A 26376-nucleotide genomic window follows, 5' to 3' on the forward strand; every position below is an offset into this window, starting at 1 on the left:
TTTTATTTTGGCACTAATTACCTTTCTTTGTTGTGTTACTTTAGTTTTTAAGGATGGAAATAAAGTAATGAATTTGTTGAATTAAAACTTAAATATGCTAATACCTTCTATAAATAATAGCTTAAACGAACTAATTGATCTGCTGAATCAATTGTCGCAAAATGAATATTCAAATTCTTGTGCAGAATTAAGTAATGCAACTATAGGAGAGCATACAAGGCATATTATAGAGATGTTTCAGTGTTTAGAAAATCAATATGATTCAGGTCTTGTGAATTATGATAAAAGAGAACGAAATACTTGTATTCAAACGGATACCGATTTTGCTATTGAAAATATTGTGTTGATTCAACAAAATTTAGATAAAAAAAATAAAAACATCGAGTTGTTGCAAATTATTGATGGAGAGGAAATTCGAATTGAAAGCAACTATTTCAGAGAATTACTGTATAATTTAGAACATTGCATTCATCATCAGGCGCTTATAAAAGTAGCTATTTTACAATGTGAAACAGTGACAATTGATTCTAATTTTGGAGTTGCACGATCTACAATAGAATATAGAAATCAATGTGCACAGTAAGTTTTGTAACAACGAATGATAAAATTATCATTACTTCAAATCGGGATGAAAAAACAGTAAGACCGAGTGCAATACCTCCAAGAAATTATACCGTAAACGGAAAAAATCTTATTTTCCCAAAGGATCCAAAAGCGGGAGGAACTTGGTTTGTTGCGAATGAAGACGGAACAATTTTGGTGCTGTTAAATGGTGCCGACGAAAAGCATGAAGTGCAACTTCCGTATCGAAAAAGCCGTGGTTTGATTGTTTTAGATATGATCAGCAGCTTTTCGCCAAAGGATTTCTGGACCGAAATTGATTTGGAAAACATAGAACCTTTTACGTTAGTTTTATTTCAAAACAACGCTCTTTTCCAATTGCGCTGGAACGGAAAAGAGAAAGAAACAACTCCTCTGGATATTCATCAAAATCATATTTGGTCTTCCTCAACGTTGTATTCATCAATTATTCGAAAAAAACGTGCCAATTGGTTTCATACTTTTATGGATGATAATTCTGAAATTTCTGAATCAAAAATGCACGATTTTCATCGCTATACCGAAGAGGGGAATGATGAAAACGGTTTGGTTATCAATAGAAATGACGAGATGAAAACGTTAAGTATCACGCAATCGGTTATTGAAAAAAATAAAGTGGTTATATTGCATTACGATTTGATTGCACAGCAGGATTTTTCGACCTCATTTATCACCGTTTAAAAAACTTATATTGACCCGAGTTATGACGAACAGGCGAAGCAAACTATTTTTTCATAAAATTACGCATTGGGAATATTGGCCTTTCCAGATTGTTTATATTCCTATTTATTTTTTATGGTCCTATTATTCCATCAAGGCAAAATCCATTTTTTTCTTTAATGCCTCTAATCCAACCATAAAAAATGGCGGTTTTATGATGGAGTCTAAAAAAGAAATCTACGATTTGATTCCACAACAGTATTACCCAAAAACGGAATTAATACAAGAAGGAACTGCTCTTGAAGAAATTTTAGATAGTATTGAAGCGGCAAAAATAAAATACCCTTTGATTGCAAAGCCAGATATTGGACTGCGAGGATCTGGGGTCAAAAAAATTAATACCGTTGCCGATTTAAAAGGGTATGCTGACAAAGCAAATTTCGATTACGTAGTGCAGGATTTAATTCCTTACGAGAACGAAGTTGGGATTTTCTATGTGCGTTATCCTCATGAAAAAGTAGGCAGAATCACAGGAATAGTTTCCAAGGAATTTTTGATTATTACCGGAAACGGGTTTTCTACCGTAGAAGAATTAATCAAAGAAAATCCTCGATACGAACTGCAATTAAAGGTTTTGAAACAGGAATACGGAAAACAATTGCTTGCTATTCTTCCAAAAGGAGAAAAATTGAATTTGGTGCCTTATGGGAACCATGCACGAGGAGCAAAATTCATTGACGGAAGCCATTGGATAACACCAAAATTGACACAAACCATTAACGAAATGTGTTTGCAAATTCCGGGTTTCTACTTTGGGAGATTGGATGTGATGTACAATACTATAGAAGAATTGGAACAAGGATTTAATTTTTCAGTTGTGGAGTTGAATGGCGCTGCAAGCGAGCCCACACATATTTATGACCCAAAACATTCTTTGTTTTTTGCCTGGAAAGAACTCGCGCGTCACATTACGTATATGTATGAAATAAGTGTGGCAAATCATAAAAATGGCGCTCCGTATTTACTGCATAAAGACGGTATGAAAGAATATAGAATGCATCTGGAGCAAAGCAATAAAATTGTAAATTTCTAAAATCATGAAAGCATTAAAGAACATTTTTGTTGGTTTTTTAGTGAGTTTTATCGGTTCGATACCCTTGGGATATTTGAATGTTGTAGGTTTTGAAATTTATTCAAAACTAGGAATGAACAGCTTGATTTTCTTTTTGTTAGGAGTTATTTTTGTGGAAATGTTTGTGATTTATTTCACTTTAATTTTCGCAAAGCAATTGGTCAACAATAAAAAATTAATGAAGATCATTGATTTTTTTGCCGTTTTCTTTCTGTTGATTTTAGGCTATTCTTTTTATGCTCATTCAAATCAAACAATCGAACAACAAGGAATTTTAGAGAAATATGCGATGTATTCTCCTTTCCTGATTGGCGTGTTTTTGAATTGTATCAATTTCCTTCAATTGCCATTTTGGACAGGTTGGAATCTCTATTTGATGAATGGGAATTATATTTCCATTGTAAATAAGCTAAAACAGTATTATATTGCAGGGACTTTAATAGGTACATTTCTTGGAATGCTGACTTTGGTTTTGATATTAAATACCTTATCTCAAAACACAACTGGCTTTTCTAAATATGTAATGCCAGTAATAATTCCGTCATTTTTTGTGGTTTTGGCTCTTGTTCAAATGGGTAAAGTCTACAAGAAATATTATCGGAATAAAACGGAATGATGAAGTTTAACACGCATTTGCTCTAATTTTTTTATAAAAATAAATCTCAATAATCATGAAAAAAACAGTCGCATCTCTTTCTTTGGTTTTCTTCGGTTGTCTGTCAACTTCAGCTGTCATTGCCCAAACGGCTAGTGAGGCACAATTAAAAATAGTAGCTGTAGAATATAAAGTAGCAGAAAATGATGTTGCCGAAACATTGAAATATTTAGCTTCGGATGAATTGGAAGGCAGAGAAACCGGTACGATAGGAATGGTGAAAGCCGCTGATTATTTGGAGCAGTTCTTCAAAAATAACAATGTAAAGCCTTATTTTAAATCGTATCGCGATACTTTATCAACTTTCAAGGAAACGGCTTTTAATATTGTAGGTTTTGTTGAAGGAAGCGACCCAGTTCTTAAAAATGAATTTATAATTCTAAGCGCTCATTACGATCATATTGGCTTTGATAAAAAAGGTGTAAATGGAGATTTCATAAACAATGGTGCCAATGATGATGCTTCAGGAACAACTGCAGTTGCTGAAATGGCGAAATATTTTAGCATCGCCAAAAATAATAAGCGAAGTATTCTTTTTGTGTTTTTTGCAGGAGAAGAAAAAGGGTTGTTAGGGTCTAAACATTTAGCCAAAAAACTGAAAGCACAAGATTTTAAATTGTACGCCCAGTTCAATATTGAAATGATCGGTGTGCCAATGAAAAGAGAGTATCTAGCTTATATTACCGGTTTTGACAAATCCAATATGGCGGGTAAAATCAATGAGTATACGGGGAAAAATACAATTGGTTTCCTTCCAAAAGAAGCTGAATTTCAATTGTTTTACAGATCAGATAACTTTTCTTTTTATGATGTTTTCAAAGTGCCTTGTCAATCTGTGAGTACCTTTGATTTTGAAAATTTTGAATTTTACCATCATGTTTCTGATGATTTTAAAGCGATGGATATTTCGCACATGACTTCCTTTATTCAGGAGTTATTGCCTGCTGTAACGCAAATGGTAAACACGCCGACACAAGAAATCATAATGCTTAAATAGTTTTTAAGAAACGGCCTTATTCATTTCGTACGCCAAAATAAAATAGTCATTATTGTTGAATTGAAAATCCCCAATAATGGTCCATTTTAGTTTTTCGGTATGTGCTTTCGCGGATGGAATATTGATTTTGTTGATGAAAGTCAAACTCAATGGATATTTTTGGACCATGTGTATTCTCATGAATTCAAACAGTGGCGTTATCAATCCTTTTCCGCGATATTCCTTGTGAATGCAAATGGGGCCGTATTGAAAACTATTGGTTGTGGCAATTTCAAAATCTAAAAAGATCAGTTCAGGAAACAATGAACTCATATACTTGAAAATGGGCCATTGTTTGAAAAAATCCCAACTTCCCGCAAAAATGTAAGCAATGATTTTGTTATTGTCTTTGGCAATAAATAAGTTGTTTTCATTGATAACTTCAGTTAGTTGCTGTATTGTAAATGGTGTAGTGACAAACCCGGAAGCTTTTTCTTCTTCGGATAAATTAGCTACAAGATACAATTCCTGTAATGCCAATACGCCATCAATGTCACTCATTTTTGCGGTTTCGAATTGTATGCTTTCTGTCATTTTCTGGGAATTCGGATGTTAATTTACTTTGTCAAAAATAAGTAAAATTATAGGAATCTTTAATTTTTATTGTAGCAACAATCCTTTGCGTAAAGCATTACTTTTTTATCGTTTTTGTTTATTTTTGCTCTATGAAAAATATTATCATCACAGGAACGAGTAGAGGAATAGGATTTGAGTTGGCATTGCAATTTGCCAATGCGGGACACCAAGTATTAGCCATTTCAAGAAAAATCCCTCAAGCTTTATTAGGGAACGAAAATATCACCTGTCTTTCAGTTGATTTATCCAATGAATCTGAATTAGTGAAAGTAAGTGATTTTCTTTTCAAGTCTTGGAAACAAATAGATGCAGTCATTCATAACGCAGGAAGTTTATTGTTGAAACCCTTTTCAGAAACGACTCAGGAAGATTTTGAAAATATCTATAAAGTCAATGTTTTTGGGGTTGCTAATTTGACTCGAATTTGCCTGCCTTATTTGCAAAAAGGAAGCCACGTAGTAACCATAAGTTCTATGGGTGGGATTCAGGGAAGTTTAAAATTTGCTGGATTGGCAGCTTATAGTTCCAGTAAAGGTGCCGTTATTACGTTGTCAGAGTTGTTAGCTGAAGAATATAAGGAGCGTGGAATTTCTTTCAATGTTTTAGCTTTGGGTTCAGTGCAAACAGAAATGTTGGCGGAAGCTTTTCCAGGCTATCAAGCGCCAATAACAGCGGGTGAAATGGCCAATTATATTTATGATTTCACTTTGACTGGAAATAAATATTTCAACGGCAAAGTGTTGCAAGTTTCTTCTACTAATCCATAATAGGTTATTCGTTAAACGACGACTCTAGCAGATAACTCTTTACACATAACGTCTAACTCCTAACCTCCAACTACTTTGAGCGAAACCTTAGCAAGATACATTCCAGAGCATGCGGTAAAACCCGTTTTCGAACTTATTGTTGCCAATCAAGTGCATCTTAAGATTGTAAACGAGCGTCAGACGCGTCATGGAGATTATCGAAAAGGGTTGAATGGGAAGCATGAAATCACGGTTAATTCAAATCTGAATAAATACAAGTTTTTGATTACGTTGATTCATGAAATCTCGCATTTGGTGGCTTTTGAAAAATTTGGGAGACATATTAAACCTCATGGAAATGAGTGGAAATATTCTTTTCAAAGGTTGATGATTCCTTATATTCGCCCAGAAATTTTCCCGAATCACTTATTGCCTTTGTTGGCACGACATTTCAAAAATCCAACAGCCAGCAGCGATACCGATGCTACTTTGGCTTTGGCACTGAAACAATTTGACCAACAAAATGATAAAAACTATGTATTCGAAATTCCGTACGGAAGTGTTTTCCGAATCCAAAACGGAAAGATTTTCAAGAAGGTCGCGATAAGAACCAAGCGTTTTGAATGTTTAGAAATGAGTTCTGGAAGAACCTATTTATTCAACCCAAATGCTGAGGTGGAGTTGTTGAAATCAAGCTAGCCTTTTACTCTTTCAAATACGCTTCTCTTACTTTTTTGAATAAATTAGAAGAATAAACAAAGGCCACAACAGCTTCGTTATCGGTTCTGAAAATTTCTTCTTTGGTTCCTTCCCAAGCTTTTAAACCATCTTTTAAGAATAAAATTTTCTCTCCAATTTCCATCACAGAGTTCATATCATGCGTATTTATTACTGTCGTGATATTATATTCTTCGGTAATTTCTTTGATAAGATTATCAATCAAAATAGCTGTATTTGGATCTAAACCAGAGTTTGGTTCGTCACAAAACAGGTATTTTGGATTGTTTACAATAGCGCGCGCAATCGCTACCCGTTTTTGCATTCCTCCTGAAATTTCCGAAGGTAGTTTTTTATGTGCGTCAGTTAGGTTGACCCTTTTTAATACAAAGTCTACGCGCTCCTGGATTTTTGAATTATTATCTTTGGTGAACATTTTCAATGGGAAGCCTACGTTTTCGGCAACTGTCATGGAATCAAACAAGGCACTTCCTTGAAAAACCATTCCGATTTCAGTTCGTAAATCACGTTTTTCATCTGGAGCGAGCTCAGAATATATTCTCCCGTCAAATGAAATGGTTCCAGATTCTGGAGTGTGAATTCCTAAAAGACTTTTTAGCATAACGGTTTTCCCGGATCCACTTTGTCCAATAATTAAATTCGTTTTTCCTGTTTCAAAAACAGTGGAAACGCCTTTAAGGATTTTGATACCGCCAAATGATTTTTCTATGTTTTTTACTTCTATCATGAGCCAAGTAACAATTGAGTTAATATGTAATTAAAAGTAATTATGGTAACTGATGTCCAAACAAAGGATACGGTACTTGCGCGCCCTACTTCGAGTGCGCCACCTTTCATGTAATATCCGTGAAAAGAAGGAATAGTTGCTAATAACATGGCAAAAATCAATGTTTTAAGAAAAGCATAAACGATATGAAACGGAATAAAATCTAATTGCGCACCATTTATAAACTCGTCACTTGAAGTAAATCCGCCATAAACACCAGCCATCCAGCCACCCAAAACACCCAGGAACATACTGATTCCAATAACAAAAGGATAAAGCAATAGAGCAATTATTTTTGGAAAAACTAAATAGTTTAGGGAATTAACTCCCATCACTTCCAGAGCGTCAATTTGTTCCGTCACTCTCATAGTTCCGATACTTGATGTAATAAAAGAACCCATTTTTCCAGCCATAATCACTGAGATGAACGTAGGCGCAAATTCTAATATTACAGATTGTCGTGTGGCAAAACCAATAAGATATTTTGGGATTAATGGATTGGTCAGGTTCAATGCAGTTTGGATGGCAACAACACCTCCAACAAAGAAAGAAATGAATGCTACAATACCAAGGGAACCAATAATTAAATCGTCTATTTCCTTAAAAATTAGATTTCTCATCACAGACCATTTTGTCTGTTTATTGAAAATTTCTTTTAGCATTAAGAAGTATCTTCCTATCTGCGTTATATATCGAATGAGCATCATAGTTTTGTGAATATGGGCTAAATTACAAAAATAGTTATGAGTTATAAGTTATGCGTTCGTAGTTTTCGTTAGAAAATTTTTTCTTTCATTTTCTTCAAACGATACTTGCGAATAAATTTAGCTTGTTCTGCGGTTACCAATAATGGTGTTTTAGCTGCTTTTGCTTTCCAAAAACCTTTGATGTAATCTAAAAAGAGTAACGGTTTCTTTTTCATCATCGCCAGTTTTGCCGAAGCTATCGAAGTGATTAAAAATCCGTAACCTAAAGTGTAAAACGCTTCTCCCTGTTTATAACGGGCCGTTTTGTTGTAATTTGCTCCAGTTGGTTTTAAATGTTTTACGATTAATGAAGCATCGGTAACGACTTTCCAGCCGTAAAATTTTGACAATAATTCATCAACAGTATCCCAACCCATAGCAGGTTTTAAATTCCCTATTTGTTGGAAACATGCTTTTCTATAAGCTTTAAACGCACCACGAATATGGTCTTTATCGGTTAGGTTTTCCAGAATCCATTCGCCATTTTTTTCAATGTAAGCAAATCCGCCAGCCATTCCTATTGTTGCGTCTTTTTCGAAAATATTTAGAATAGTTTCGAAATAGTTGTTGGGTAAAATTAAGTCAGCATCCAGTTTTACGATAACGTCATATTCTTCGTCCAGTGTTTCGAAACCTTTGTGAAAAGCCTGAATGACTTTACTTCCTGGTAAATGTATCGCGCTTGAAGTTTTGTTTACTAAAGAGATAAACGGATTTTCTTTGGCGTAAGCCGTAACTATTTCAGCCGTTTTATCCGTAGAATTGTCATTGACAATCACTATTTTTTTTGGTAAAATAGTTTGAGAAATCAAAGAATCTAAAGTTAAAGCAATAAAAGCTTCTTCGTTATGAGCCGGAATAACAATATAATAATTCATTTTTCTTGAGGGACTAAGTTTCTAAGATGCTGAGATTATAAGATTTTAAACTTAAAAATTGTAGAGTCTAGGCTCCCTTCCCTTCGGGGAGGGTTGGGGTGGGGATTTTTTCAGCGTAAACAATATAATATCGGTTGGTGAACTTTCTCAATAAGGGACGAATGCCAAATTTCTTTACTGGATTTGTCCATTTTTCACGGTCGATTATTTTCCAACCCGTTTTTTCCAAAAGCCAGTCCAGTTGCCAATCTTCAAATTCATGATAATGTCTGTCCCACATATCGGTTTTGCTTCGATAGGCTGGTGAAAACCACAAACGCATTGGGATAGATATAAAAAGTTTATCCGATTTTATTTCGCTTAAAATTGTGTAAGGATTTAGTAGATGTTCAAAGATTTCGAAAGCGGTCACCACATCTTTTTTTTCTGTCGAAAAGATGGATTGGTCTTTGTCTAAGTCTTCTCCTGCTGTATTTGTAACTGCAAATCCTTCGGATTTCATGATTTTAGAGAAAGGATTTTCAACACCTAAATCTAAGATGGTCTCTGAAGGTGAGACGTGTTTTTTTAGAAATTCTAAAGTATGTTTGAATCTTTTATTGGGAAACGTTTTTTCGTACATGTTTTTTTGATTTTGCCGCTAGGGCACGAAGGCACAAATATAGTAATAAATGTGTTTTTGGGCATTCTTTTTTAGCCCGGATGGGAATGAAAATCCCGGAGCTTCAAAATGTAGTTTTTCAAGGTGCAAAAAGCGACTGAAAGAAGCTTTCTTGCACCTTAGAAAAACAAGTTTTGTAGTGAGGAATTGTAGTGTACAGCCGGATTAGCTCCTGATTGTTGCGTTCCTCACAATTTTAATATCGGTAAACAAATGCGTTAATGTTCATTCCTGCTCCAACGGATGCAAAGATAAGAACGTCGCCTTTTTGTATGGATTGGTTTTCAATTTCTCCGCGAATTAACAAGTCAAAAAGAGTTGGAACGGTGGCTACACTGCTATTTCCCAGTTCATGAATGCTCATCGGCATGATGTCTTTTGGAACGGGTCTGTCGTATAATTTGTAAAAACGGTTTATTATAGCTTCGTCCATTTTTTCATTGGCTTGATGAATAAGAATTTTTTTCACGTCATCAATTCCCAATCCGCTTTTGTCCAAGCAACTTTTCATTGCTGCCGGAACTTGGCTTAAGGCAAATTCATAGATTTTGCGTCCATACATTTTTATATAACGAATGTCTGGATCTAAATCTGGGTTGTACGATTTGCCAAAGAACAAGTAATTAGCCTCGTCATTAGCATAAGTCGCACTTTCGTACGCTAACATTCCGGTTTCGTCGTCTGAGGCTTCAATGATAGAAGCACCTGCACCATCCGAATAGATCATAGAATCCCTGTCGTGCGCATCAACTACTCTAGAAAGTGTTTCAGAACCTATTACCAAACAGCGTTTTGCCATGCCAGATTTTATGAAAGCATTGGCTTGCATAACACCTTCTATCCAGCCCGGGCATCCAAAAAGGATATCGTAGGCTACGCATTTTGGGTTTTTTATTTGTAGTTTGTGTTTGACACGAGTGGCCAAACTAGGAATCATATCGGATTGATTTGTTCCGCATTTTACATCGCCAAAATTATGTGCAAAGATGATGTAGTCAATTGTTTCCGGATCAATTCCTGCATTTTCTATTGCTTTTTGAGAAGCAAAGAAAGCTAAATCAGAAGAGGTGTATTGGTCTTCGGCGTAACGTCTGTGTTCTATACCAGTAATTCCTTTAAATTTATTAATGACTACTTCATTAGGGTAACCAAAAGCTGTTCCGTCTTCATTCAAAAAAACATGTTCACTAAAGTCAGTATTGCTTACTTTTTTCTCAGGAATATAACTTCCTATTCCAGTTATTTTTATTTTCATCGGGTTGTTTTTCCAAAAATTCACGCTAATTTAATGATAAATAAATTAGTACACTCATAAAATTTATTATGCATGCATATAATTGTGAAATAATAATTTATTGGCAAAAATATTGATTATTTTATTACAAATTGTAAAAAAGTATGTGATATTTATTTTCTAATTGTTGCGATTGATGAAATGGATATTTAAGAGTTTATGATTCATATTTATTGCCAATGAATAATTATATTAAAAATATTTCTGGGTAGTTTTTAGCTGTGATCTTAATTTTTGTAGGATTATAATTTCTTTTATTAAATGTTGGTAATTTTGTAAGTTTTTTTATATTTTTGAGAATTATAAATAACTAATTAATAAAAAAAATGAAAAAAATTATTTTATTGTTTTCTATGATTTTAACAACAGCATTTGTAACTGCTCAAGTTGATGTTATTACAAAACACAGTGGTGAAATTGTAAACGGAAAAGTGATGCGTGTAGACGAATACACGGTTGTTTTTAAATATGATGGTGAAGATGCTGAAAATTCTATCGGAAAGTATGCTATTGAAAAAATTGTTTACGGCAAAAGCGGTAGAGTAGAAGAAGTTACGGAAAAAATAGTTGTTGCTGGTGAAGCTGATTGGGAAAAAGTGATTATCCTTGAAGAGAAATCGTATATCGCTGGTTTGAAAAAAGTAGGTGAAGTTAGAGGTAAAACGGGAATGATTAATCTTCAAACTGGTAATACAGGCGACAAAAAAGCAGAAAAAAAGCTTAAAATGTCTGCTGCAGTTCTAGGTTGTCCTTTTGTATTGATGATTTCTGATAAAACTACGGTTGGGGCAAATTCGAATCAATTTGGTGGAACACAAGCTATAAAAACTGGTTTAGGATATAAATACTAAATTTAGAATATTCTTATAAAAAAATGCCTCGATATATCGAGGCATTTTTTTATAAGAATATTTAAAAATTAGTTTTCCATGTACGCTTCAATAGGCGCGCAAGAACAAACTAAATTTCTATCGCCATACGCTTCATCTGCTCTACGAACGGTAGGCCAGAATTTATTTTCGGCAATGTATTCTAATGGAAAAGCTGCTTGTTCCCGAGTGTATGGGAAATTCCAGCTATCTGTAGTTACCATCATCAAAGTATGTGGCGCATTTTTCAGCACATTATTTGGATTGTCTAAAGTAGCGGCTTCAATTTCTTTTCTGATAGCAATCATGGCGTCACAAAAACGATCCAACTCTTCTAAGTTTTCACTTTCGGTTGGTTCAACCATTAAAGTTCCGGCAACTGGGAAAGAAACGGTAGGAGCATGGAAACCATAATCCATCAAACGTTTTGCAATATCAGTTACTTCAATTCCTTTTTCTTTAAATGGACGGCATTCCAAAATCATTTCGTGTGCTGCACGACCCATTTCTCCAGAATACAACGTATCATAGTGACCGTTTAATTTCTCTTTAATGTAGTTCGCGTTTAAAATTGCATATTGAGTAGATTTTTTTACACCTTCAGCACCAAGCATACAGATGTAGCCATACGATATCAAGCAAACCAAAGCAGAACCCCAAGGCGCAGCAGAAATTGCCGTGATGGCGTTTTCTCCACCAGTTGCTATTACAGGATTTGTTGGCAAAAATGGCACTAATTGTGGTGCAACACATATTGGTCCTACACCTGGTCCTCCGCCACCGTGAGGAATAGCGAATGTTTTGTGTAAGTTCAAGTGACAAACATCAGCACCAATAGTTGCAGGGTTTGTTAATCCTACTTGAGCATTCATGTTGGCACCATCCATATAGACTTGTCCACCGTTATCGTGGATCAATTGTGTAATTTCTTTAATTGCGCTTTCAAAAACACCGTGAGTTGAAGGATAGGTTACCATCAAGCAAGAAAGATTGTCTTTGTGTAAAATAGCTTTTTCACGTAAATCTTCAACGTCAATATTTCCGTTTTCTAATGTTTTAGTAACCACAACTTTCATTCCTGCCATCGCTGCCGAAGCTGGATTTGTTCCGTGCGCTGATGATGGAATTAAGGCGATATTTCTATGGTGATCTCCTCTTGATTGGTGGTACGCGCGAATTACCATTAATCCTGCATATTCCCCTTGTGCGCCTGAGTTAGGTTGCAACGTTGTTCCTGCAAAACCAGTAATAACATTTAACTGTTGTTCTAATTTAGCCAACATTTCTTGGTATCCTTGCGCTTGATCCAATGGTGCAAATGGGTGAATGTTATTCCATTGTGCCATGCTCAAAGGCAACATTTCTGAAGCGGCATTCAGTTTCATCGTACAAGAACCCAGTGAAATCATCGAATGATTCAATGCTAAATCTTTTCTTTCTAACATTTTGATGTAACGCATCAAAGCTGTTTCTGAATGGTGCTTGTTGAAAACATCATGTTGCAAGAAAGTAGATGTTCTGTTTATGTTTTCTGGGAAATGATTGGTTTCTGATAAACTGTCAATTGTAGTTGCTTGTTTATCATTTGCGGAAGCGAAAATGGCAACAATTTTATTTAAATCAGCAATACTTGTTGTTTCATTTAAGGAAATTGAAACCGTATTTTCGTCGATGTAATAAAAGTTAACTTCATTTTGTTCTGCGATGGCGCGTACTTTTTTGGCATCAGCTTTAACAACAATTGTGTCAAAGAAAGCAGTGTTGGTTTGTTGTAACCCTAATTTTTCTAATTGATTTGCCAATGTTGCTGCCGAAGCATGTACTTTATTGGCAATATATTGCAATCCTTTTGGACCATGATAAACGGTATACATTCCTGCCATAACGGATAATAATACTTGTGCGGTACAAATATTTGAAGTTGCTTTATCACGTTTAATGTGTTGCTCGCGTGTTTGTAATGCCATACGCAAGGCACGATTTCCGTCAGTATCAACAGTTACACCGATGATTCTTCCCGGCATACTTCTTTTGTATTCTTCTTTTGTAGCAAAATAAGCAGCGTGTGGACCACCATAACCTAACGGAATTCCGAAACGTTGTGTTGTTCCAAGAACTACAGCAGCACCCATTTCTCCCGGAGGAGTCAATTTTGCCAAACTCAAAATATCAGCAGCAACAGCCACTTTTATTTCGTTTGTAGCTGCTTTAGCGATAAAAGCGGTATAATCATGAACTTGTCCAAATTTTCCTGGATATTGAAGGATTGCTCCAAAATATTCCGACGAAAAATTGAATGTTTCATGGTTTCCAACTACTAATTCAACCCCGATTGGCGTAGAACGTGTTTGTAGAACCGATAAAGTTTGTGGTAATATTTCTTCAGAAACGAAGAATTTATTGATGTTGTTTTTCTTTTGATCGCGAGAACGAACATCAAAAAGTAATGCCATTGCTTCAGCAGCAGCAGTTCCTTCATCAAGTAACGAAGCATTAGCGATTTCCATTCCGGTTAATTCGATAACCATCGTTTGAAAGTTCAAAATCGCTTCTAAACGACCTTGTGCAATTTCGGCTTGATACGGTGTGTAAGCAGTGTACCATCCTGGGTTTTCAAATACATTTCTTTGGATTACCGCAGGAATAATTGCTGCATTGTACCCTAAACCAATGTACGATTGAAAAACTTTATTTTTATTCCCTAATTTCTGGATGTGATTTGCAAACTCATATTCAGTCATAGCAGGTTCCAAGTCCAAATCAGATTTTAAACGAATATCACTTGGGATAGTTTCTTGGATCAATTGGTCAAGTGTTGCTGCCCCAATTGTCTTCAACATGTGTTCTAGGTCATTCTCTCTTGGGCCAATGTGTCTTAATGCAAAAGCGTCTGTTTTCATTATATATAAAATGGGTTGTGTGTTTCTTGTTTTAAAAGGCTGTAAAAATAAATATTAATCTGCTATTAAAAGACTTTTTTAACTTCATTTTCTGTGAATTTTTCAACTAAAAGTCATTCTTGTTAACACTTTGATTAATTTTGTCTAATGAGGTTTTTAAAACTAATGTTCGATTTTTATATTAATAGCAGTATTCACGTGGGTTTATCGTGTTATGCCTTGGTGAGAATGACGCAACATATGTTCCATATTTCTTTTGATGAATCCATAGCCAACTTTGCTTTTTTTGGAACAATTGTAGGATATAATTTTGTAAAATACGATGCTTTGGCTCGAGCCAAAAAAATTGAAATGCGTAAGGAGCTAAAAATGATTGCTTTGTTTAGTTTTTGTTCCCTTCTTTTTGTTGTCTATTATTTTTTTCTGCTGGAACGAATAACTCAAATCGTAGCGATTGTTTTTTTGAGTATTACGTTGTTGTATACACTTCCCTTTTTTCCAAATAAGAAGAATGCCAGAAATTGGGCCGGTGTGAAAATTTATATTGTGGCTTTGTGTTGGGTAGGTGTGACGTTAGTATTGCCTGTTTTGAATGCGGATGTTTCAATTACTTTCGATTTCTATTTAAAATGCATGCAACGCTTTATCTTGATTTTTGTATTGGTATTGATATTTGAGATTATTGATTTAGCAAATGATGATCCCAATTTGCAAACTGTTCCGCAACAAATAGGAATAAAACGTACTAAGATTTTGGGATATTTTTTATTAATTATTTTTTGTACACTAGAATTTTTCAATTCCAATAGTAATGTCAATTTTCAATTCTTTCTATTGGAATTGCTATTGATTTTTGCCATTGCTATAACCACTGCCTTTTTTCTGTTTTTTGCGAATGAAAAACGAACTAAATATTACACTTCTTTTTGGGCGGAAAGCGTGCCGATTGTTTGGTGGTTATTGCTTCTCATTTTCTGACAGAGCTTTCAATGTTTTATTTCTTTCGATAATAAAATTAATCAAATGATTTTTTAAAAACAGTAAATCAAATAATTTTCCAAAAAATCCATAAGGAACTTCATAATATAATTTATCCTTCATTATGGTAATGCCATCTTCTTCATTAAATAGATGTTCATGTCGGAATGATTTGAATTTTCCTTCCTCCATTTCATCAACAAAATAGTCGTATAAAATCATTGCTGTGACTCGGCTTTTATGATTCAAATAAACACCAAAATGTTTGCCCCGCCAAGTCACCGTTTCATTGTAGTTGATTAATCCGGAAGTTATTCCGTCAATGGCGGTTTCTTTTGTGAAATCAGCAGATTTTTGATGTGCATCAACATTTCTGGATAAATCAAAAACAGTTTGTATTGGGGCGTTTATTTTTGTTAATACCTTTATAGTTGTCATCATATTTAGATTTTTTAGTTTGTCTTTAATGATAATTTTTGAACCAACAGAAAAAGAAGTGGTATTTAAATACTTGATAAAAGCGAACTATTTCTATATTGTAGTTTAAACGTATTTCGCACAAAATCAAAGGTTTGCTTATTCAAAAGTAATATAAAAAAGTATTTTAATTTCAAATACACAGACATTTTTTTTTAAAATGCCATAAAACTAATATTACATTTATTTTTTTTAAATAAAAATCTTTAAAAAAACCAAAGCTCTCACTCCGGTTTCTAATTCTCTAAAAATTTTATTGTCCAATAATCTAAACCAATCCTGCTCTTCTCAACAAAGCTTCCGGTTTTGGTTCTTGCCCTCTAAAGCGTTTGTACAAAATCATCGGATGCTCTGTTCCGCCTTTTGAAAGCACGTTTTCTTTGAATTTTGTGGCTACTTCTTTATTGAAAATCCCTTTTTCCTGAAAATATTCAAAAGCATCAGCATCCAGAACTTCGGCCCATTTATAACTGTAATAACCAGAAGAATAACCGCCTTGAAAAATATGGGAAAAAGAAGTACTCATCACATTTTCCTTTACATCAGGATACAATTGTGTGGCTGCAAATTGTTCGGTTTCAAAAGCTTTGATGTCTTTGATGTTCGAAGGATCTTGTGCGTGCCATCCCATGTCTAACAATCCAAAACTCAACTGGCGCATCGTTGCCATTCCTTCTTGAAAATTGGCACTTTCTTTTATTTTGTGAACTAATTCCATTGGAATCATTTCTCCAGTTTGATAATGATACGCAAATAAAGCTAAGGCTTCCGGTTCGTAGCACCAGTTTTCTAAAATTTGACTTGGTAATTCCACAAAATCCCAATACACGGAAGTTCCGGATAAACTTGGATACGTTGTGTTGGCTAACATTCCGTGTAACGCGTGACCAAATTCATGAAACAAAGTTGTTACTTCGTTAAAAGTTAATAAAGATGGTTTTGTTTCGGTAGGTTTCGTGAAATTGCATACAATAGAAATGTGCGGTCTTTCGTTGATTTCTTTTTTTATGTATTGTGATTTAAAAGACGTCATCCAAGCACCGTTGCGTTTGCCTTTTCTTGGAAAGAAATCAGCATAAAAAACAGCAACAAGTTGGTCGTCTTCATCTTTTACTGCGTATGTTTTTACTTCTTCATGGTATTTATCGACTTCGAAAATTTCTTCGAAAGTGATTCCATATAGTTTTTGCGCTACTGCAAAAGCACCGTCCAGAACTTTTTCTAATTGAAAATAAGGTTTTAATATTTCATCATCCAAATTGAATAATTGTTGTTTCAATTTTTCCGAATAATATGCGCCGTCCCATTTTTCGAGTTGGTCAATTCCGTGTAACGCTGTTGCGAAAGCGGTCAATTGCGCAAATTCTTTCAAAGCTGCCGGTTTGGCTTTTTCCAATAAGTCGTTCGAAAATGTTTTTACTTTCTCCGGGCTTTCTGCCATTCTTTCTTCAAGAACAAAATGAGCGTGAGTGGCATAACCTAAAACTTGCGCTCGTTCAAAACGTAATTTTGCAATTTTCAGCACGATTTCCTGATTGTCAAATTCATTGTTTTGAAAACCTTTGGCGCCAAAAGCAATTGCCATTTTCTTTCTCAATTCACGATTATCAGCATACGTCACAAACGGAACATAACTAGGATAATCCAATGTAAAAATCCAACCTTCTTTTTCTTGGCTTTTAGCCAAAGAATGAGAGGCTTCGATAGTTCCTTCCGGTAAGCCGGCTAAATCTTCTTTGTTTGTAATGTGCAATTGATACCCTTGCGTTTCAGCCAAAACATTTTCGCCAAACTGCAAACTCAATTTCGATAATTCTTTGTCGATTTCTCGTAATTGATTTTTTTTATCTTCCGGCAAATTGGCTCCGTTTCTGGAAAAACTTTTATATTTTTTATCCAAAAGCGTGGTTTGCTCCGGATTTAGATTCAGTTTTTCTCGTTGCTCATAAACTGTTTTTACTCTAGCAAATAAATCTGGATTAAGGCGAACGTCATTTCCAAATTCAGATAATAAAGGAGAAACTTCCTGAGCTATTTTTTGAATTTCATCATTTGTTTCTGCCGAATTCAAGTTGAAAAAGATGCTTGAAATTCGGTCCAAAACATCTCCGCTGAACGCTAATGCTTCAATGGTGTTTTCGAAAGTGGGTTGTATAGGATTTCGTACAATGGCGTCAATTTCGGCTTTTGCTAATTCGATCCCTTTTTGAAAAGCAGGAAGAAAATCTTCGTTTTTAATTTTCGAAAAAGGCGCAGTATTGTACTTTGTATTGAAATGGTGGGTTAAGATGCTCATTTGTATTTTTTAATAAAAAGAATTCGATGTTTAAAGATAACAAATGTACGGATTTAATAAAAAAAATGAAGTTGATAAAGCAATTGATTTGCTCCAAAATGGCACTGTTGATTGTGTTATTTAAATGTTATTTATTTCGTTTCGCAGTAATAAAGCCCTAAATTGTAAAAAAAGATTGGTTTCTGAAGAAACAAATCAAAAATAAGAAATAAATATTCAAAGAAAATATGAACTATCAAATTACAATAAATAGAGTCAATACTGTAGATGAAATTGAAGAATATTGGACAAATGAGGATTACATTAAACTGCTTGAAAAATTCGATTATCCGGATGCTTCCGATGCGGATGCTTCCAGTTTAAGAGAGTTGCTTTTTATGGCAATTTCTGATTTTGAACCCAAAGAGGCTGCCGTGATTGTATTAGAATATAAATTGTCAGAAGATTTGAATGAAGGTCAAATCCAACAAATATCAAACGATATGTTTTTGGATAAAGTGTGTGAAGAATATCCTGAGATAGGTTTGCATTCGACTTTATTTCATATCAATCAATTGCTTTTTAAAGCCTATAATGGTAAATTCCCGAACGCAAAAGCAACAATTATAGCGGTTACAATTGCACCATTAGAAAGTGAAAATGAGATGCAGTTGACCAAAGAGAATGTACTGAAATTATTAAGCAAAGGATTGTCTGATAGTAATCTTATTAAAAGACTGTTTGATAATGCGATGAATGAAAATGCGCCTTTTCCAGAAGCTGAGGATGTTTTATGGGATTTGACAACTACGGATAATCTAAATTATACAATCACTACTTCGGAGTATTGGTTGAATAAAGAAGATATAATCGCTTCGGAATTTGAAGGGGTTTTAGAAATAGCAGAAAATGTGGAGTAAATAAATTCATGATTTAAAACAAGAAAGCTCCTTTATGGAGCTTTTCTTTATTTCTTTAGGCTTTCGGAAGCTATGTTAACCGCTTCTTTCAATCCTGTTTTATACTTAATTATTTTTTCCATCACACTTTTGTCGTGGCTTCCTATGATTTGAGCGGCAAGAATCCCCGCATTTTTGGAGCCATTTAAAGCTACTGTTGCTACAGGAACTCCGCCTGGCATTTGTAGAATAGACAAAACACTATCCCAGCCATCGATTGAATTACTGGATTTTACAGGAACCCCAATAACAGGTAATGGTGACATCGAAGCAACCATTCCTGGTAAATGTGCAGCACCGCCAGCGCCGGCAATAATTACCGAAATACCACGGGTGTGCGCATTTTTACTGAAATCAAACAATTTTTCGGGTGTTCTGTGCGCCGATACAATATCGACTTCTATTTCTATATCGAATGCTTTTAGGATGTCTATGGCTTCTTGCATTACGGGCATGTCAGAAATGCTTCCCATGATTACGGCTACTTTCATTATTTTTTATTTTTTATTTAAAGATTTAAGTATTTAAAGATTTTTTGAGAAACTCAATTTAGTTGGTGTTCTGAATTTTTCAATCTTTTAATTTTTTCAATCTTTTAATTAACTTATTACTCTTATTGTATTCTTTACATCTTCAGCTATTCTTCGAGCTTCGTTGATGTCCTGATTTACTATCGTTACATGCCCCATTTTTCTAAAAGGACGTGTCTGTTTTTTGCCATAAATGTGAGGTGTAACACCATTCCAACCTAATATTTTTTCAATATTTTGATACACTACATCTCCGGAAAAACCTTCTTCACCCGAGAGATTTACCATAATTCCAGCTACTTTACTGTCAGTATTTCCCAAAGGTAAATTAAGAATCGCACGCAAATGATTTTCGAATTGCGAAGTATAACTGGCTTCAATTGAATAATGTCCTGAATTGTGCGGGCGAGGAGCGACTTCGTTCACGAGGATTTCATCGTCTTCGGTTTGAAACATTTCAACGGCTAATAAGCCAACATGATTGAACATTTTTGAAACATTCAGGGCGATTGCTCTTGCTTTTTCAGCAACTTTTTCGTCAATTCGAGCAGGACAGATCACATATTCAACTTGGTTAGCTTCCGGATGAAACTCCATTTCTACTACAGGATAGGTTTTTATTTCACCTGATGGATTGCGACAAACGATAACGGCCAATTCATTTTTGAAAGGAACCATTTCTTCGGCAATACATTCTACATTGGCTAAATTATCTAAATCCGAGATTTGTCGAATGACTTTAACGCCATTCCCATCATAGCCAAATTCTGTACATTTCCATACAAACGGAAGTTTTGTTTTAGAATCCAAGATGTCAACAATTAGACTTTTTAGATTTTCAAATCGCTTGTAATTAGCTGTTGGAATAGCATGTTGAATATAAAAATCTTTCTGAATTCCTTTATTTTGAATCAATTTCAAAGTTTTAGGGGAAGGATACACTTTTACTCCTTCTTCCTCGAGTTTTACTAAAGCTTCAAGATTTACCAATTCGATTTCGAAAGTTAAAACATCAACCTTTTTGCCAAAATTATACACCGTTTCAAAATCCATCAAATCGCCTTTGAAGAATTGATTGCAGGCTATTTTGCATGGTGCTTCATCACTTGGATCAAGAACATAAGTTTGTATGTCGAATTTTCGGGTGTCAAACAACAGCATTTTGCCCAGTTGTCCTCCGCCGAGAATTCCCAATTTAAAATCAGAAGAAAAATAATTCATTGTGTAGTAATTTGTGCAAAGATAATTGATAAAAAACAAATGCCAATTTATTGTTTGTTGATTTGAGTTGGTTAGTGGTATTTTTCAAATTTGAAGGTAATAATGATATACTCGAGATGCATTTATGGATTAATGGATAAACAGGTGTTTTTACCTGCTTTAGGTTGTTAATTTTCCTTTAGTTTAGCAGACTGATTTGAGCCAGTTATTGGGTAAAATAAGTCGATTGTTGCTTATTGTATTTGTTAAAGCTTGGTTTTAAAACAAATTAAAAATTAGAAACCAATTAAAAAAGAGCAAGAAAAGTATTTGTTGTTGCTTCGATCTTGAAAATCGGAAATAGAGACATGTCTAAGTTGGTTTGCTTGCTAAGTTTTTGATTTTAGTGTGATTAACTTTTAATGTGTAGGTTTATGTTGATAAATAATTTTACATTTGATTTGATTTTTAAAATAACTAAATCGTTATATACATGACCTTAAATAATTGGCCTAAACACATTCAAAAATATCTATTCCTTCTCAAGGATGGCTTTCTTGAATTACCCTATTTGTCCAATTCCCCACAAGCCATGTTGGATAGTTTAGTAAAATTACCGGTAACCCATCATAAAACTTTGCAACAATCCATTTATTTGAACAATGCTTTCTGTAAAGGGGTAATGCGCTATCGCGAAATGGAAGACGGCTTTTGGCTTTTGGCAACAGATATAAACATCAAAGAAAATATCATCGCTAAAGCAGTTTATGATGAAAATCAATTAAGGGATTATTATTTCCTGTCATTTTCTGTATTTGAATATAAATATCCTTTTAAAAATTCAAATGACATTACGCTTCTAAGTACGTGTTGGACTTTTTACAAACCCGGAACCGAAGTGGCTACCTATTTTTATAAGGGTACGACAGGTACTTTTTTTAATCTTGCCATTAGTAAAGAATGGGCTGATAAAAATATTCTGTCTAAAAAATTTCCTCAAAAAGAGGCTGTTGAAGATTTTTTCAACACTAAAAAAGGTTTTTATACTTGGTTAGACATCGCTCCAAAAGCGCATGGTTTGGCCAAAAAAACATCAAAAATTTTAGAAACCGAAAGTGAAGGTCAATTTAATACTGTAGATTTAAAAAAACAGTGTATGAAATTGATTGCTGCATTTTTTGATAATTCTTTTGAAGACAACCGCATTTTAGATAATGTTTCGTTAAACAATTTAGATTACTATAACGTTGCCAAGGCCGAGAAAATGATTTTGCACCATTTGCATCTTCCGTTCTTAGGTATCGAGAGTATTGCTGCTCATGTAGAGATTTCGCCCACAAAATTAAAGTCTGATTTCAAAACGGTGTTTGGGTTTTCTATGTTGAAATATCACAAAGAAAAAAACATGTTATTGGCGATGCAACTGATTATAAATTCGGACATTCCAATTCAAGATATTGCAGCAGTGACGGGTCATGAATGCGGCAGTAAATTTGCCGCCAATTTTAAAAAACGCTTTGGTAAACTTCCGTCTGAAGCGCGACTTTTTTCAGAAGTAAAAGAAGCGGTGTAATGCTTTTTTTTGTCTTTTTTCGGGACTGTATCTCTGATTTTAATCAAATTTTTTAGAATCCTTTTTTGAATTTTAAAATAATAATAAGTTGATTGTCATGTGTTTAAAGTCAAAAGGTAAATTATGATCTACTTTGTTTTTAAGAAAAAACACGGTCTGTCCTAATGGGCTATTCAATCCTTTTTTTTCCTTTTATTTTTGCTTCCAAATAAATCTAAACAAACCAGTATGAAATTAAAACTACTCTTTATTACGAGTGTCTTTTGTGTTTTTAATGCAATGAACGCTCAAAGTGGAGATCCCTCCGTTTTTGGCGATAATGTATGGAATGTATATGCCTATAATTCCACCGACAGTACTTTTCCTGTAAGTAATTATGCGGGATTTTACACAGAATCTAATTTGTCATTTGACACACAGGCAAGATGGAATCAGAATAATAGTCCATCTGATGCCTCTGGTTATACAGGAAATGCTGTAGGTAATGACAACCATTCTTATGCCGCTAAACGCACAGGGTTTACTCCGGGGTATTATGCGATTGATATTCCTAGCCATGATGATGGTGCGTATTTATTTGTTAATGGTGTGCAAGTCTGGAATCATATCAGTTGCTGTGATAGTCATTCAGGTGTTTGGAAAGGTACCCTTGACGGCGATTCTACCCTTGAATTTAGAGTAATGGATACTGGAGGAGGTGGGTCTCATGGCAGCATTAAAGTTGCTATGGTAACAATTAATGCAGTTGTTGCCCCCTTTTCGTCTTCTTCATGCGAAACAACCGTTACCATAACAGCTACCGGAGGAATGTCTCCATATACCGGGACTGGTGTATTTACTGTTAGTCCAGGAACCCACAATTATACCGTTTCTGATGATTCTGGAGCGACATCCAGCACCAGTGTTGAGGTTAAGGACGATAGTAAACCAACTGTTATTACTCAGAATATAATAGTTAATTTGGATGCAAATGGTCAAGCGACTGTAACGCCAGCGATGATCAATTATAATTCGACGGACAATTGCGGTATCACAGGTATGAGTTTAGACAAAACGACTTTCACTTGCTCTGATATTGGGGATGTTTCTGCACAACCTGTGGCATTTACAAATGTAGGTGCCGCTTCTCAAAATATACATTCTTGGGGTGGTGGATACAATCCCAATACGAATGAATTTTGGTATCCAGCGTGGTCAGGGTCAACAATCTATAAATATGATGCTTCACATAATGCTACCGGAAGTTTTAATGCTCCAGTATCGCAGATTATGCAGTTGTGGATGGATAAATCAAGTTCGGATTATTACACGGCGAATTGGAGTTATAACACAATTAAGAGGATAAGCGGGAGTACTGTTGTTTGGTCCTATAATTTAGGCACAACAGCTTCGTCTGTGACCACTAGTGATTTGTACGTGTTTGCAACGAGCCCCTCTACAAATACTATTGTCGTATTGGATAAAACTACCGGAGCTTTTGTGAAAAATATTAATCTACCGGGAACCATTAATACATATGGTGGTTTGGTGTATGCCAATGGGATTATTTATGTTTCAGGTGTTGCTAATGGTGGTTTCTCAACTGTCCCTTATGCTTGGAATGCTATTCATGCGTTTGATGCCGGCACGGGCGCCTATATCAGCTCTGTCGCGACTGCTCAAAATTGTTTCAACACCGCTTTTGACGGAGAGACTATTTGGATATCTGATTCTAGCTCAGGTTCAATTACAATTAATGGGTATAAAATTTCTAATGGAAATGTGAAGTTGACCGTTACGGATGCGGCCGGAAACACCGCTACAAAAACGGCAAAAGTAATAGTAAAAGACATTACGGCTCCTGTCATTACTACCGATGGCGATAAAAATGTAACTACTGATTTGAATGTTTGCGGAGCAAGCGTAGTTGTTTCTGCATCTGCGACAGATAATTGTACTGTTGACGCACCAACTGGCGTTCGAAGCGATGACTTGGCATTGGATGCAGTTTACCCAGTGGGAACCACAACGATTACTTGGAATACAAGTGATATTAATGGAAATGCAGCAGTTGATGTTGTGCAAACCGTTATCGTAACGGATAATCAACTTCCTGTGATTACTTTCAATGGAGATAAAAATGTAGATGTAGATGCAGATGTTTGCGGAGCAAGCGTACTTGTTTCTGCATCTGCCACAGATAATTGTACTCTTGGTGCATTAACAGGCGTTCGAAGTGATGCATTGGCATTGGATGCCCTTTATCCAATAGGAACTACAACTATTACTTGGAATGTATTAGATGTTAACAATAATGCAGGAGTCGAAGTTATCCAAACCGTTATCGTAACAGATAATCAACTTCCTGTGATTACTTTCAATGGAGATAAAAATGTAGATGTAGATGCAGATGTTTGCGGAGCAAGCGTACTTGTTTCTGCATCTGCCACAGATAATTGTACTCTTGGTGCATTAACAGGCGTTCGAAGTGATGCATTGGCATTGGATGCCCTTTATCCAATAGGAACTACAACTATTACTTGGAATGTATTAGATGTTAACAATAATGCAGGAGTCGAAGTTATCCAAACCGTTATCGTAACAGATAATCAACTTCCTGTGATTACTTTCAATGGAGATAAAAATGTAGATGTAGATGCGGATGTTTGCGGAGCAAGCGTACTTGTTTCTGCATCTGCGACAGATAATTGTACTCTTGGAGCATTAACAGGCGTTCGAAGTGATGCATTGGCATTAGATGCCCTTTATCCAATAGGAACTACAATTATTACTTGGAATGTATTAGATGTTAACAATAATGCAGCAGCTGAAGTTATCCAAACCGTTATCGTAACAGATAATCAACTTCCTGTGATTACTGCTAACGGAGATAAAAATGTTACTACTGATTTAAATGTTTGTGGAGCAACTGTAGTTGTTTCTGCATCTGCGACAGATAATTGTACTCTTGGTGCACTAACAGGCGTTCGAAGTGATGCATTGGCATTGAATGCCCTTTATCCAAAAGGAACCACAACAATCACTTGGAATGTAAGCGACGCTAATGGAAATGCGGCAGCGGCAGTAATTCAGAAAGTAACGGTAGTAGATGCGCAAAAGCCAACGATAACGACATTATCAGCAATAAATGTCAATGCAGATGCGGGAGTTTGTACGTACGCAAGTTCACAATTAACGGCACCGACAGCGGCAGATAATTGTAGTGTAAGGAGTGTTGTTGCTTCTCCGGCAAGTTTAGTGTCAGGGGCTAATACCGTTACTTGGACCGTAACCGATGGTTCAGGATTAACGGCTACTTCCACACAAACGGTAACTGTGGTTGACAATGAAGCTCCAATTGTTTTGACAAAAAACATCCCGGTTCAATTGGATGCTTCTGGAAATGCATCGATAACGGCAGCTCAAATAAATAATGGATCAACTGATAATTGCGGAATTGCTTCAATCAGTTTAAGTAAACTTACTTTTAGTTGTGCCAATGTAGGAGCTAATACGGTTATTCTGACTGTAAGAGATGTCAACGGTAATGTAGCAACGGCTTCTGCGGTGGTAATGGTTGTTAATACATTTGGTGACAATGATTCTGATGGAATCAAAGACAATTGTGATGATGACGACGACAATGATGGAGTATTAGACGGTAATGACAACTGTTCTTTAATAGCGAATGCGAATCAAGCGGATAACGACCAAGATATTCTGGGTGATGTTTGTGATGATGATGATGACAATGATGGAATTCTAGACACGGTAGATAACTGTCCGATGACTTACAATCCTAATCAGGAAGACCGTGATCATGATGGTCTGGGGGATCTTTGTGATTTGATCGAGGTTAATGTAGCTGAGGCAATGACTCCAAACGGAGATGGGGTTAACGATACTTGGGTTATTTACAATATCGAAAATCATCCTAACTCAATGGTGCGCGTTTTCAATCGTTGGGGAACAGAGGTGTTTTCGGCCAGAAACTACCAAAATGATTGGGATGGTCATAGCAAAAACAATAGCCAGCTGTTACCTGAAGGAAGTTCGTATTATTATCAAATAGATTTTGAAGGTGATGGAACTATCGATAAAGAAGGTTGGATATACATAAACAGATAGTCGTAAAATAAGAAAACGAA

General features: G+C 35.3%; 23 protein-coding genes. 12 read left to right on the plus strand and 11 right to left on the minus strand.

The genetic code is table 11. The features are described 5' to 3' along the window. Nucleotides 1-94: 94 nt before the first annotated feature. Genes E0I26_RS13340 through E0I26_RS13360 form a run of 5 tightly spaced genes read left to right on the plus strand, consistent with a single transcriptional unit; the run spans nt 95 to nt 4044 of the window. Complete coding sequence (locus E0I26_RS13340; RefSeq protein WP_131916964.1) at nt 95-583, plus strand: DinB family protein; 489 nt, start codon at nt 95-97, stop codon at nt 581-583. Beyond that, nucleotides 571-1281 (plus strand): NRDE family protein, encoded by a 711-nt coding sequence (locus E0I26_RS13345; protein WP_131916965.1) that lies wholly within the window; start codon nt 571-573, stop codon nt 1279-1281. Before E0I26_RS13340 ends, E0I26_RS13345 begins: the two co-directional genes overlap by 13 nt. A gap of 22 nt (nt 1282-1303) precedes the next feature. After that, nucleotides 1304-2353: an ATP-grasp domain-containing protein gene (locus E0I26_RS13350; RefSeq protein ID WP_131917024.1), complete on the plus strand. Its 1050-nt coding sequence runs from the start codon at nt 1304-1306 to the stop codon at nt 2351-2353. 4 nt (nt 2354-2357) lie between these two features. Then, nucleotides 2358-3008 carry a hypothetical protein gene (locus E0I26_RS13355; protein WP_131916966.1) on the plus strand — a complete coding sequence of 217 codons (651 nt, stop codon included), beginning with the start codon at nt 2358-2360 and terminating at the stop codon, nt 3006-3008. 55 nt (nt 3009-3063) lie between these two features. After that, nucleotides 3064-4044: a M28 family peptidase gene (locus E0I26_RS13360; protein ID WP_131916967.1), complete on the plus strand. Its 981-nt coding sequence runs from the start codon at nt 3064-3066 to the stop codon at nt 4042-4044. A gap of 3 nt (nt 4045-4047) precedes the next feature. Here the strand turns inward: E0I26_RS13360 and E0I26_RS13365 are convergent, their stop codons facing one another. Beyond that, nucleotides 4048-4617 (minus strand): GNAT family N-acetyltransferase, encoded by a 570-nt coding sequence (locus E0I26_RS13365; RefSeq protein ID WP_131916968.1) that lies wholly within the window; start codon nt 4615-4617, stop codon nt 4048-4050. Nucleotides 4618-4748: 131 nt separating this feature from the next. Between E0I26_RS13365 and E0I26_RS13370 the strand changes: the two genes are divergently transcribed. Both E0I26_RS13370 and E0I26_RS13375 read left to right on the plus strand, forming a co-directional pair. After that, a complete protein-coding gene (locus tag E0I26_RS13370) occupies nt 4749-5426 on the plus strand; it encodes an SDR family NAD(P)-dependent oxidoreductase (protein WP_131916969.1) in 678 nt (225 codons plus the stop codon). Between the two features lie 75 nt (nt 5427-5501). After that, on the plus strand, nt 5502-6104 hold the full coding sequence (locus tag E0I26_RS13375) for a SprT-like domain-containing protein (protein WP_131916970.1): 603 nt from the start codon (nt 5502-5504) through the stop codon (nt 6102-6104). 4 nt (nt 6105-6108) lie between these two features. On the opposite strand, the gene E0I26_RS13380 is transcribed toward E0I26_RS13375, so the two are convergent. The 5 genes from E0I26_RS13380 to E0I26_RS13400 form a co-directional block, all read right to left on the minus strand. Beyond that, nucleotides 6109-6870, minus strand: coding sequence for an ABC transporter ATP-binding protein (locus E0I26_RS13380; RefSeq protein WP_131916971.1), 762 nt, complete (start codon nt 6868-6870; stop codon nt 6109-6111). Next, a complete protein-coding gene (locus E0I26_RS13385; RefSeq protein WP_099713471.1) occupies nt 6867-7616 on the minus strand; it encodes an MlaE family ABC transporter permease in 750 nt (249 codons plus the stop codon). The genes E0I26_RS13380 and E0I26_RS13385 overlap by 4 nt, the downstream gene beginning before the upstream one ends. Nucleotides 7617-7684: 68 nt before the next feature. Further along, entirely contained in the window at nt 7685-8533 is an 849-nt protein-coding gene (locus tag E0I26_RS13390; RefSeq protein ID WP_131916972.1) for a glycosyltransferase family 2 protein, read from the minus strand. Between the two features lie 67 nt (nt 8534-8600). Continuing rightward, the gene (locus tag E0I26_RS13395) at nt 8601-9155 is read right to left on the minus strand and encodes a methyltransferase (protein ID WP_131916973.1); all 555 of its coding nucleotides are present in this window, start codon (nt 9153-9155) and stop codon (nt 8601-8603) included. 235 nt (nt 9156-9390) lie between these two features. Beyond that, the gene (locus E0I26_RS13400) at nt 9391-10449 is read right to left on the minus strand and encodes a 3-oxoacyl-ACP synthase III family protein (RefSeq protein WP_131916974.1); all 1059 of its coding nucleotides are present in this window, start codon (nt 10447-10449) and stop codon (nt 9391-9393) included. Between the two features lie 365 nt (nt 10450-10814). Here E0I26_RS13400 and E0I26_RS13405 point away from each other — a divergent pair, with 365 nt between their 5' ends. Further along, the gene (locus tag E0I26_RS13405; protein WP_131916975.1) at nt 10815-11339 is read left to right on the plus strand and encodes a hypothetical protein; all 525 of its coding nucleotides are present in this window, start codon (nt 10815-10817) and stop codon (nt 11337-11339) included. A 68-nt stretch (nt 11340-11407) separates the two neighbouring features. Here E0I26_RS13405 and gcvP read toward each other — a convergent pair whose 3' ends face one another. Continuing rightward, nucleotides 11408-14257 (minus strand): aminomethyl-transferring glycine dehydrogenase, encoded by a 2850-nt coding sequence (gene gcvP / locus E0I26_RS13410; protein ID WP_131916976.1) that lies wholly within the window; start codon nt 14255-14257, stop codon nt 11408-11410. Nucleotides 14258-14404: 147 nt separating this feature from the next. Here gcvP and E0I26_RS13415 point away from each other — a divergent pair, with 147 nt between their 5' ends. Beyond that, the gene (locus E0I26_RS13415) at nt 14405-15235 is read left to right on the plus strand and encodes a UbiA prenyltransferase family protein (protein WP_131916977.1); all 831 of its coding nucleotides are present in this window, start codon (nt 14405-14407) and stop codon (nt 15233-15235) included. On the opposite strand, the gene E0I26_RS13420 is transcribed toward E0I26_RS13415, so the two are convergent. Both E0I26_RS13420 and E0I26_RS13425 read right to left on the minus strand, forming a co-directional pair. Beyond that, nucleotides 15215-15676, minus strand: a complete 462-nt coding sequence (locus E0I26_RS13420; protein ID WP_235831772.1) for an SRPBCC family protein — start codon at nt 15674-15676, stop codon at nt 15215-15217. The two genes, E0I26_RS13415 and E0I26_RS13420, sit on opposite strands and share 21 nt — an antisense overlap. A gap of 304 nt (nt 15677-15980) precedes the next feature. Next, nucleotides 15981-18008, minus strand: a complete 2028-nt coding sequence (locus E0I26_RS13425; protein ID WP_131916978.1) for a M3 family metallopeptidase — start codon at nt 18006-18008, stop codon at nt 15981-15983. A gap of 227 nt (nt 18009-18235) precedes the next feature. On the opposite strand from E0I26_RS13425, the gene E0I26_RS13430 reads away from it, so the two are divergent. Next, complete coding sequence (locus E0I26_RS13430) at nt 18236-18907, plus strand: hypothetical protein (protein ID WP_131916979.1); 672 nt, start codon at nt 18236-18238, stop codon at nt 18905-18907. A 47-nt stretch (nt 18908-18954) separates the two neighbouring features. Here E0I26_RS13430 and purE read toward each other — a convergent pair whose 3' ends face one another. Both purE and E0I26_RS13440 read right to left on the minus strand, forming a co-directional pair. Then, a complete protein-coding gene (gene purE, locus E0I26_RS13435; RefSeq protein ID WP_165929453.1) occupies nt 18955-19440 on the minus strand; it encodes a 5-(carboxyamino)imidazole ribonucleotide mutase in 486 nt (161 codons plus the stop codon). Nucleotides 19441-19545: 105 nt separating this feature from the next. Continuing rightward, a complete protein-coding gene (locus E0I26_RS13440) occupies nt 19546-20697 on the minus strand; it encodes a 5-(carboxyamino)imidazole ribonucleotide synthase (RefSeq protein WP_131916981.1) in 1152 nt (383 codons plus the stop codon). Between the two features lie 472 nt (nt 20698-21169). Between E0I26_RS13440 and E0I26_RS13445 the strand changes: the two genes are divergently transcribed. After that, nucleotides 21170-22249: a helix-turn-helix domain-containing protein gene (locus tag E0I26_RS13445; RefSeq protein WP_131916982.1), complete on the plus strand. Its 1080-nt coding sequence runs from the start codon at nt 21170-21172 to the stop codon at nt 22247-22249. Between the two features lie 228 nt (nt 22250-22477). Next, the gene (locus E0I26_RS13450) at nt 22478-26356 is read left to right on the plus strand and encodes a gliding motility-associated C-terminal domain-containing protein (RefSeq protein ID WP_131916983.1); all 3879 of its coding nucleotides are present in this window, start codon (nt 22478-22480) and stop codon (nt 26354-26356) included. Nucleotides 26357-26376: the final 20 nt, after the last annotated feature.

The sequence above is a fragment of the Flavobacterium rhamnosiphilum genome, from assembly GCF_004349195.1.
GTDB lineage: Bacteria > Bacteroidota > Bacteroidia > Flavobacteriales > Flavobacteriaceae > Flavobacterium > Flavobacterium rhamnosiphilum.

Coding starts and splice junctions, on each gene's coding strand:
- E0I26_RS13340 (WP_131916964.1), top strand. CDS start 95: ATGCTAATACCTTCTATAAATAATAGCTTAAACGAACTAATTGATCTG.
- E0I26_RS13345 (WP_131916965.1), top strand. CDS start 571: ATGTGCACAGTAAGTTTTGTAACAACGAATGATAAAATTATCATTACT.
- E0I26_RS13350 (WP_131917024.1), top strand. CDS start 1,304: ATGACGAACAGGCGAAGCAAACTATTTTTTCATAAAATTACGCATTGG.
- E0I26_RS13355 (WP_131916966.1), top strand. CDS start 2,358: ATGAAAGCATTAAAGAACATTTTTGTTGGTTTTTTAGTGAGTTTTATC.
- E0I26_RS13360 (WP_131916967.1), top strand. CDS start 3,064: ATGAAAAAAACAGTCGCATCTCTTTCTTTGGTTTTCTTCGGTTGTCTG.
- E0I26_RS13365 (WP_131916968.1), bottom strand. CDS start 4,617: ATGACAGAAAGCATACAATTCGAAACCGCAAAAATGAGTGACATTGAT.
- E0I26_RS13370 (WP_131916969.1), top strand. CDS start 4,749: ATGAAAAATATTATCATCACAGGAACGAGTAGAGGAATAGGATTTGAG.
- E0I26_RS13380 (WP_131916971.1), bottom strand. CDS start 6,870: ATGATAGAAGTAAAAAACATAGAAAAATCATTTGGCGGTATCAAAATC.
- E0I26_RS13385 (WP_099713471.1), bottom strand. CDS start 7,616: ATGATGCTCATTCGATATATAACGCAGATAGGAAGATACTTCTTAATG.
- E0I26_RS13390 (WP_131916972.1), bottom strand. CDS start 8,533: ATGAATTATTATATTGTTATTCCGGCTCATAACGAAGAAGCTTTTATT.
- E0I26_RS13395 (WP_131916973.1), bottom strand. CDS start 9,155: ATGTACGAAAAAACGTTTCCCAATAAAAGATTCAAACATACTTTAGAA.
- E0I26_RS13400 (WP_131916974.1), bottom strand. CDS start 10,449: ATGAAAATAAAAATAACTGGAATAGGAAGTTATATTCCTGAGAAAAAA.
- E0I26_RS13405 (WP_131916975.1), top strand. CDS start 10,815: ATGAAAAAAATTATTTTATTGTTTTCTATGATTTTAACAACAGCATTT.
- gcvP (WP_131916976.1), bottom strand. CDS start 14,257: ATGAAAACAGACGCTTTTGCATTAAGACACATTGGCCCAAGAGAGAAT.
- E0I26_RS13415 (WP_131916977.1), top strand. CDS start 14,405: ATGAGGTTTTTAAAACTAATGTTCGATTTTTATATTAATAGCAGTATT.
- E0I26_RS13420 (WP_235831772.1), bottom strand. CDS start 15,676: ATGATGACAACTATAAAGGTATTAACAAAAATAAACGCCCCAATACAA.
- E0I26_RS13425 (WP_131916978.1), bottom strand. CDS start 18,008: ATGAGCATCTTAACCCACCATTTCAATACAAAGTACAATACTGCGCCT.
- E0I26_RS13430 (WP_131916979.1), top strand. CDS start 18,236: ATGAACTATCAAATTACAATAAATAGAGTCAATACTGTAGATGAAATT.
- E0I26_RS13440 (WP_131916981.1), bottom strand. CDS start 20,697: ATGAATTATTTTTCTTCTGATTTTAAATTGGGAATTCTCGGCGGAGGA.
- E0I26_RS13445 (WP_131916982.1), top strand. CDS start 21,170: ATGACCTTAAATAATTGGCCTAAACACATTCAAAAATATCTATTCCTT.
- E0I26_RS13450 (WP_131916983.1), top strand. CDS start 22,478: ATGAAATTAAAACTACTCTTTATTACGAGTGTCTTTTGTGTTTTTAAT.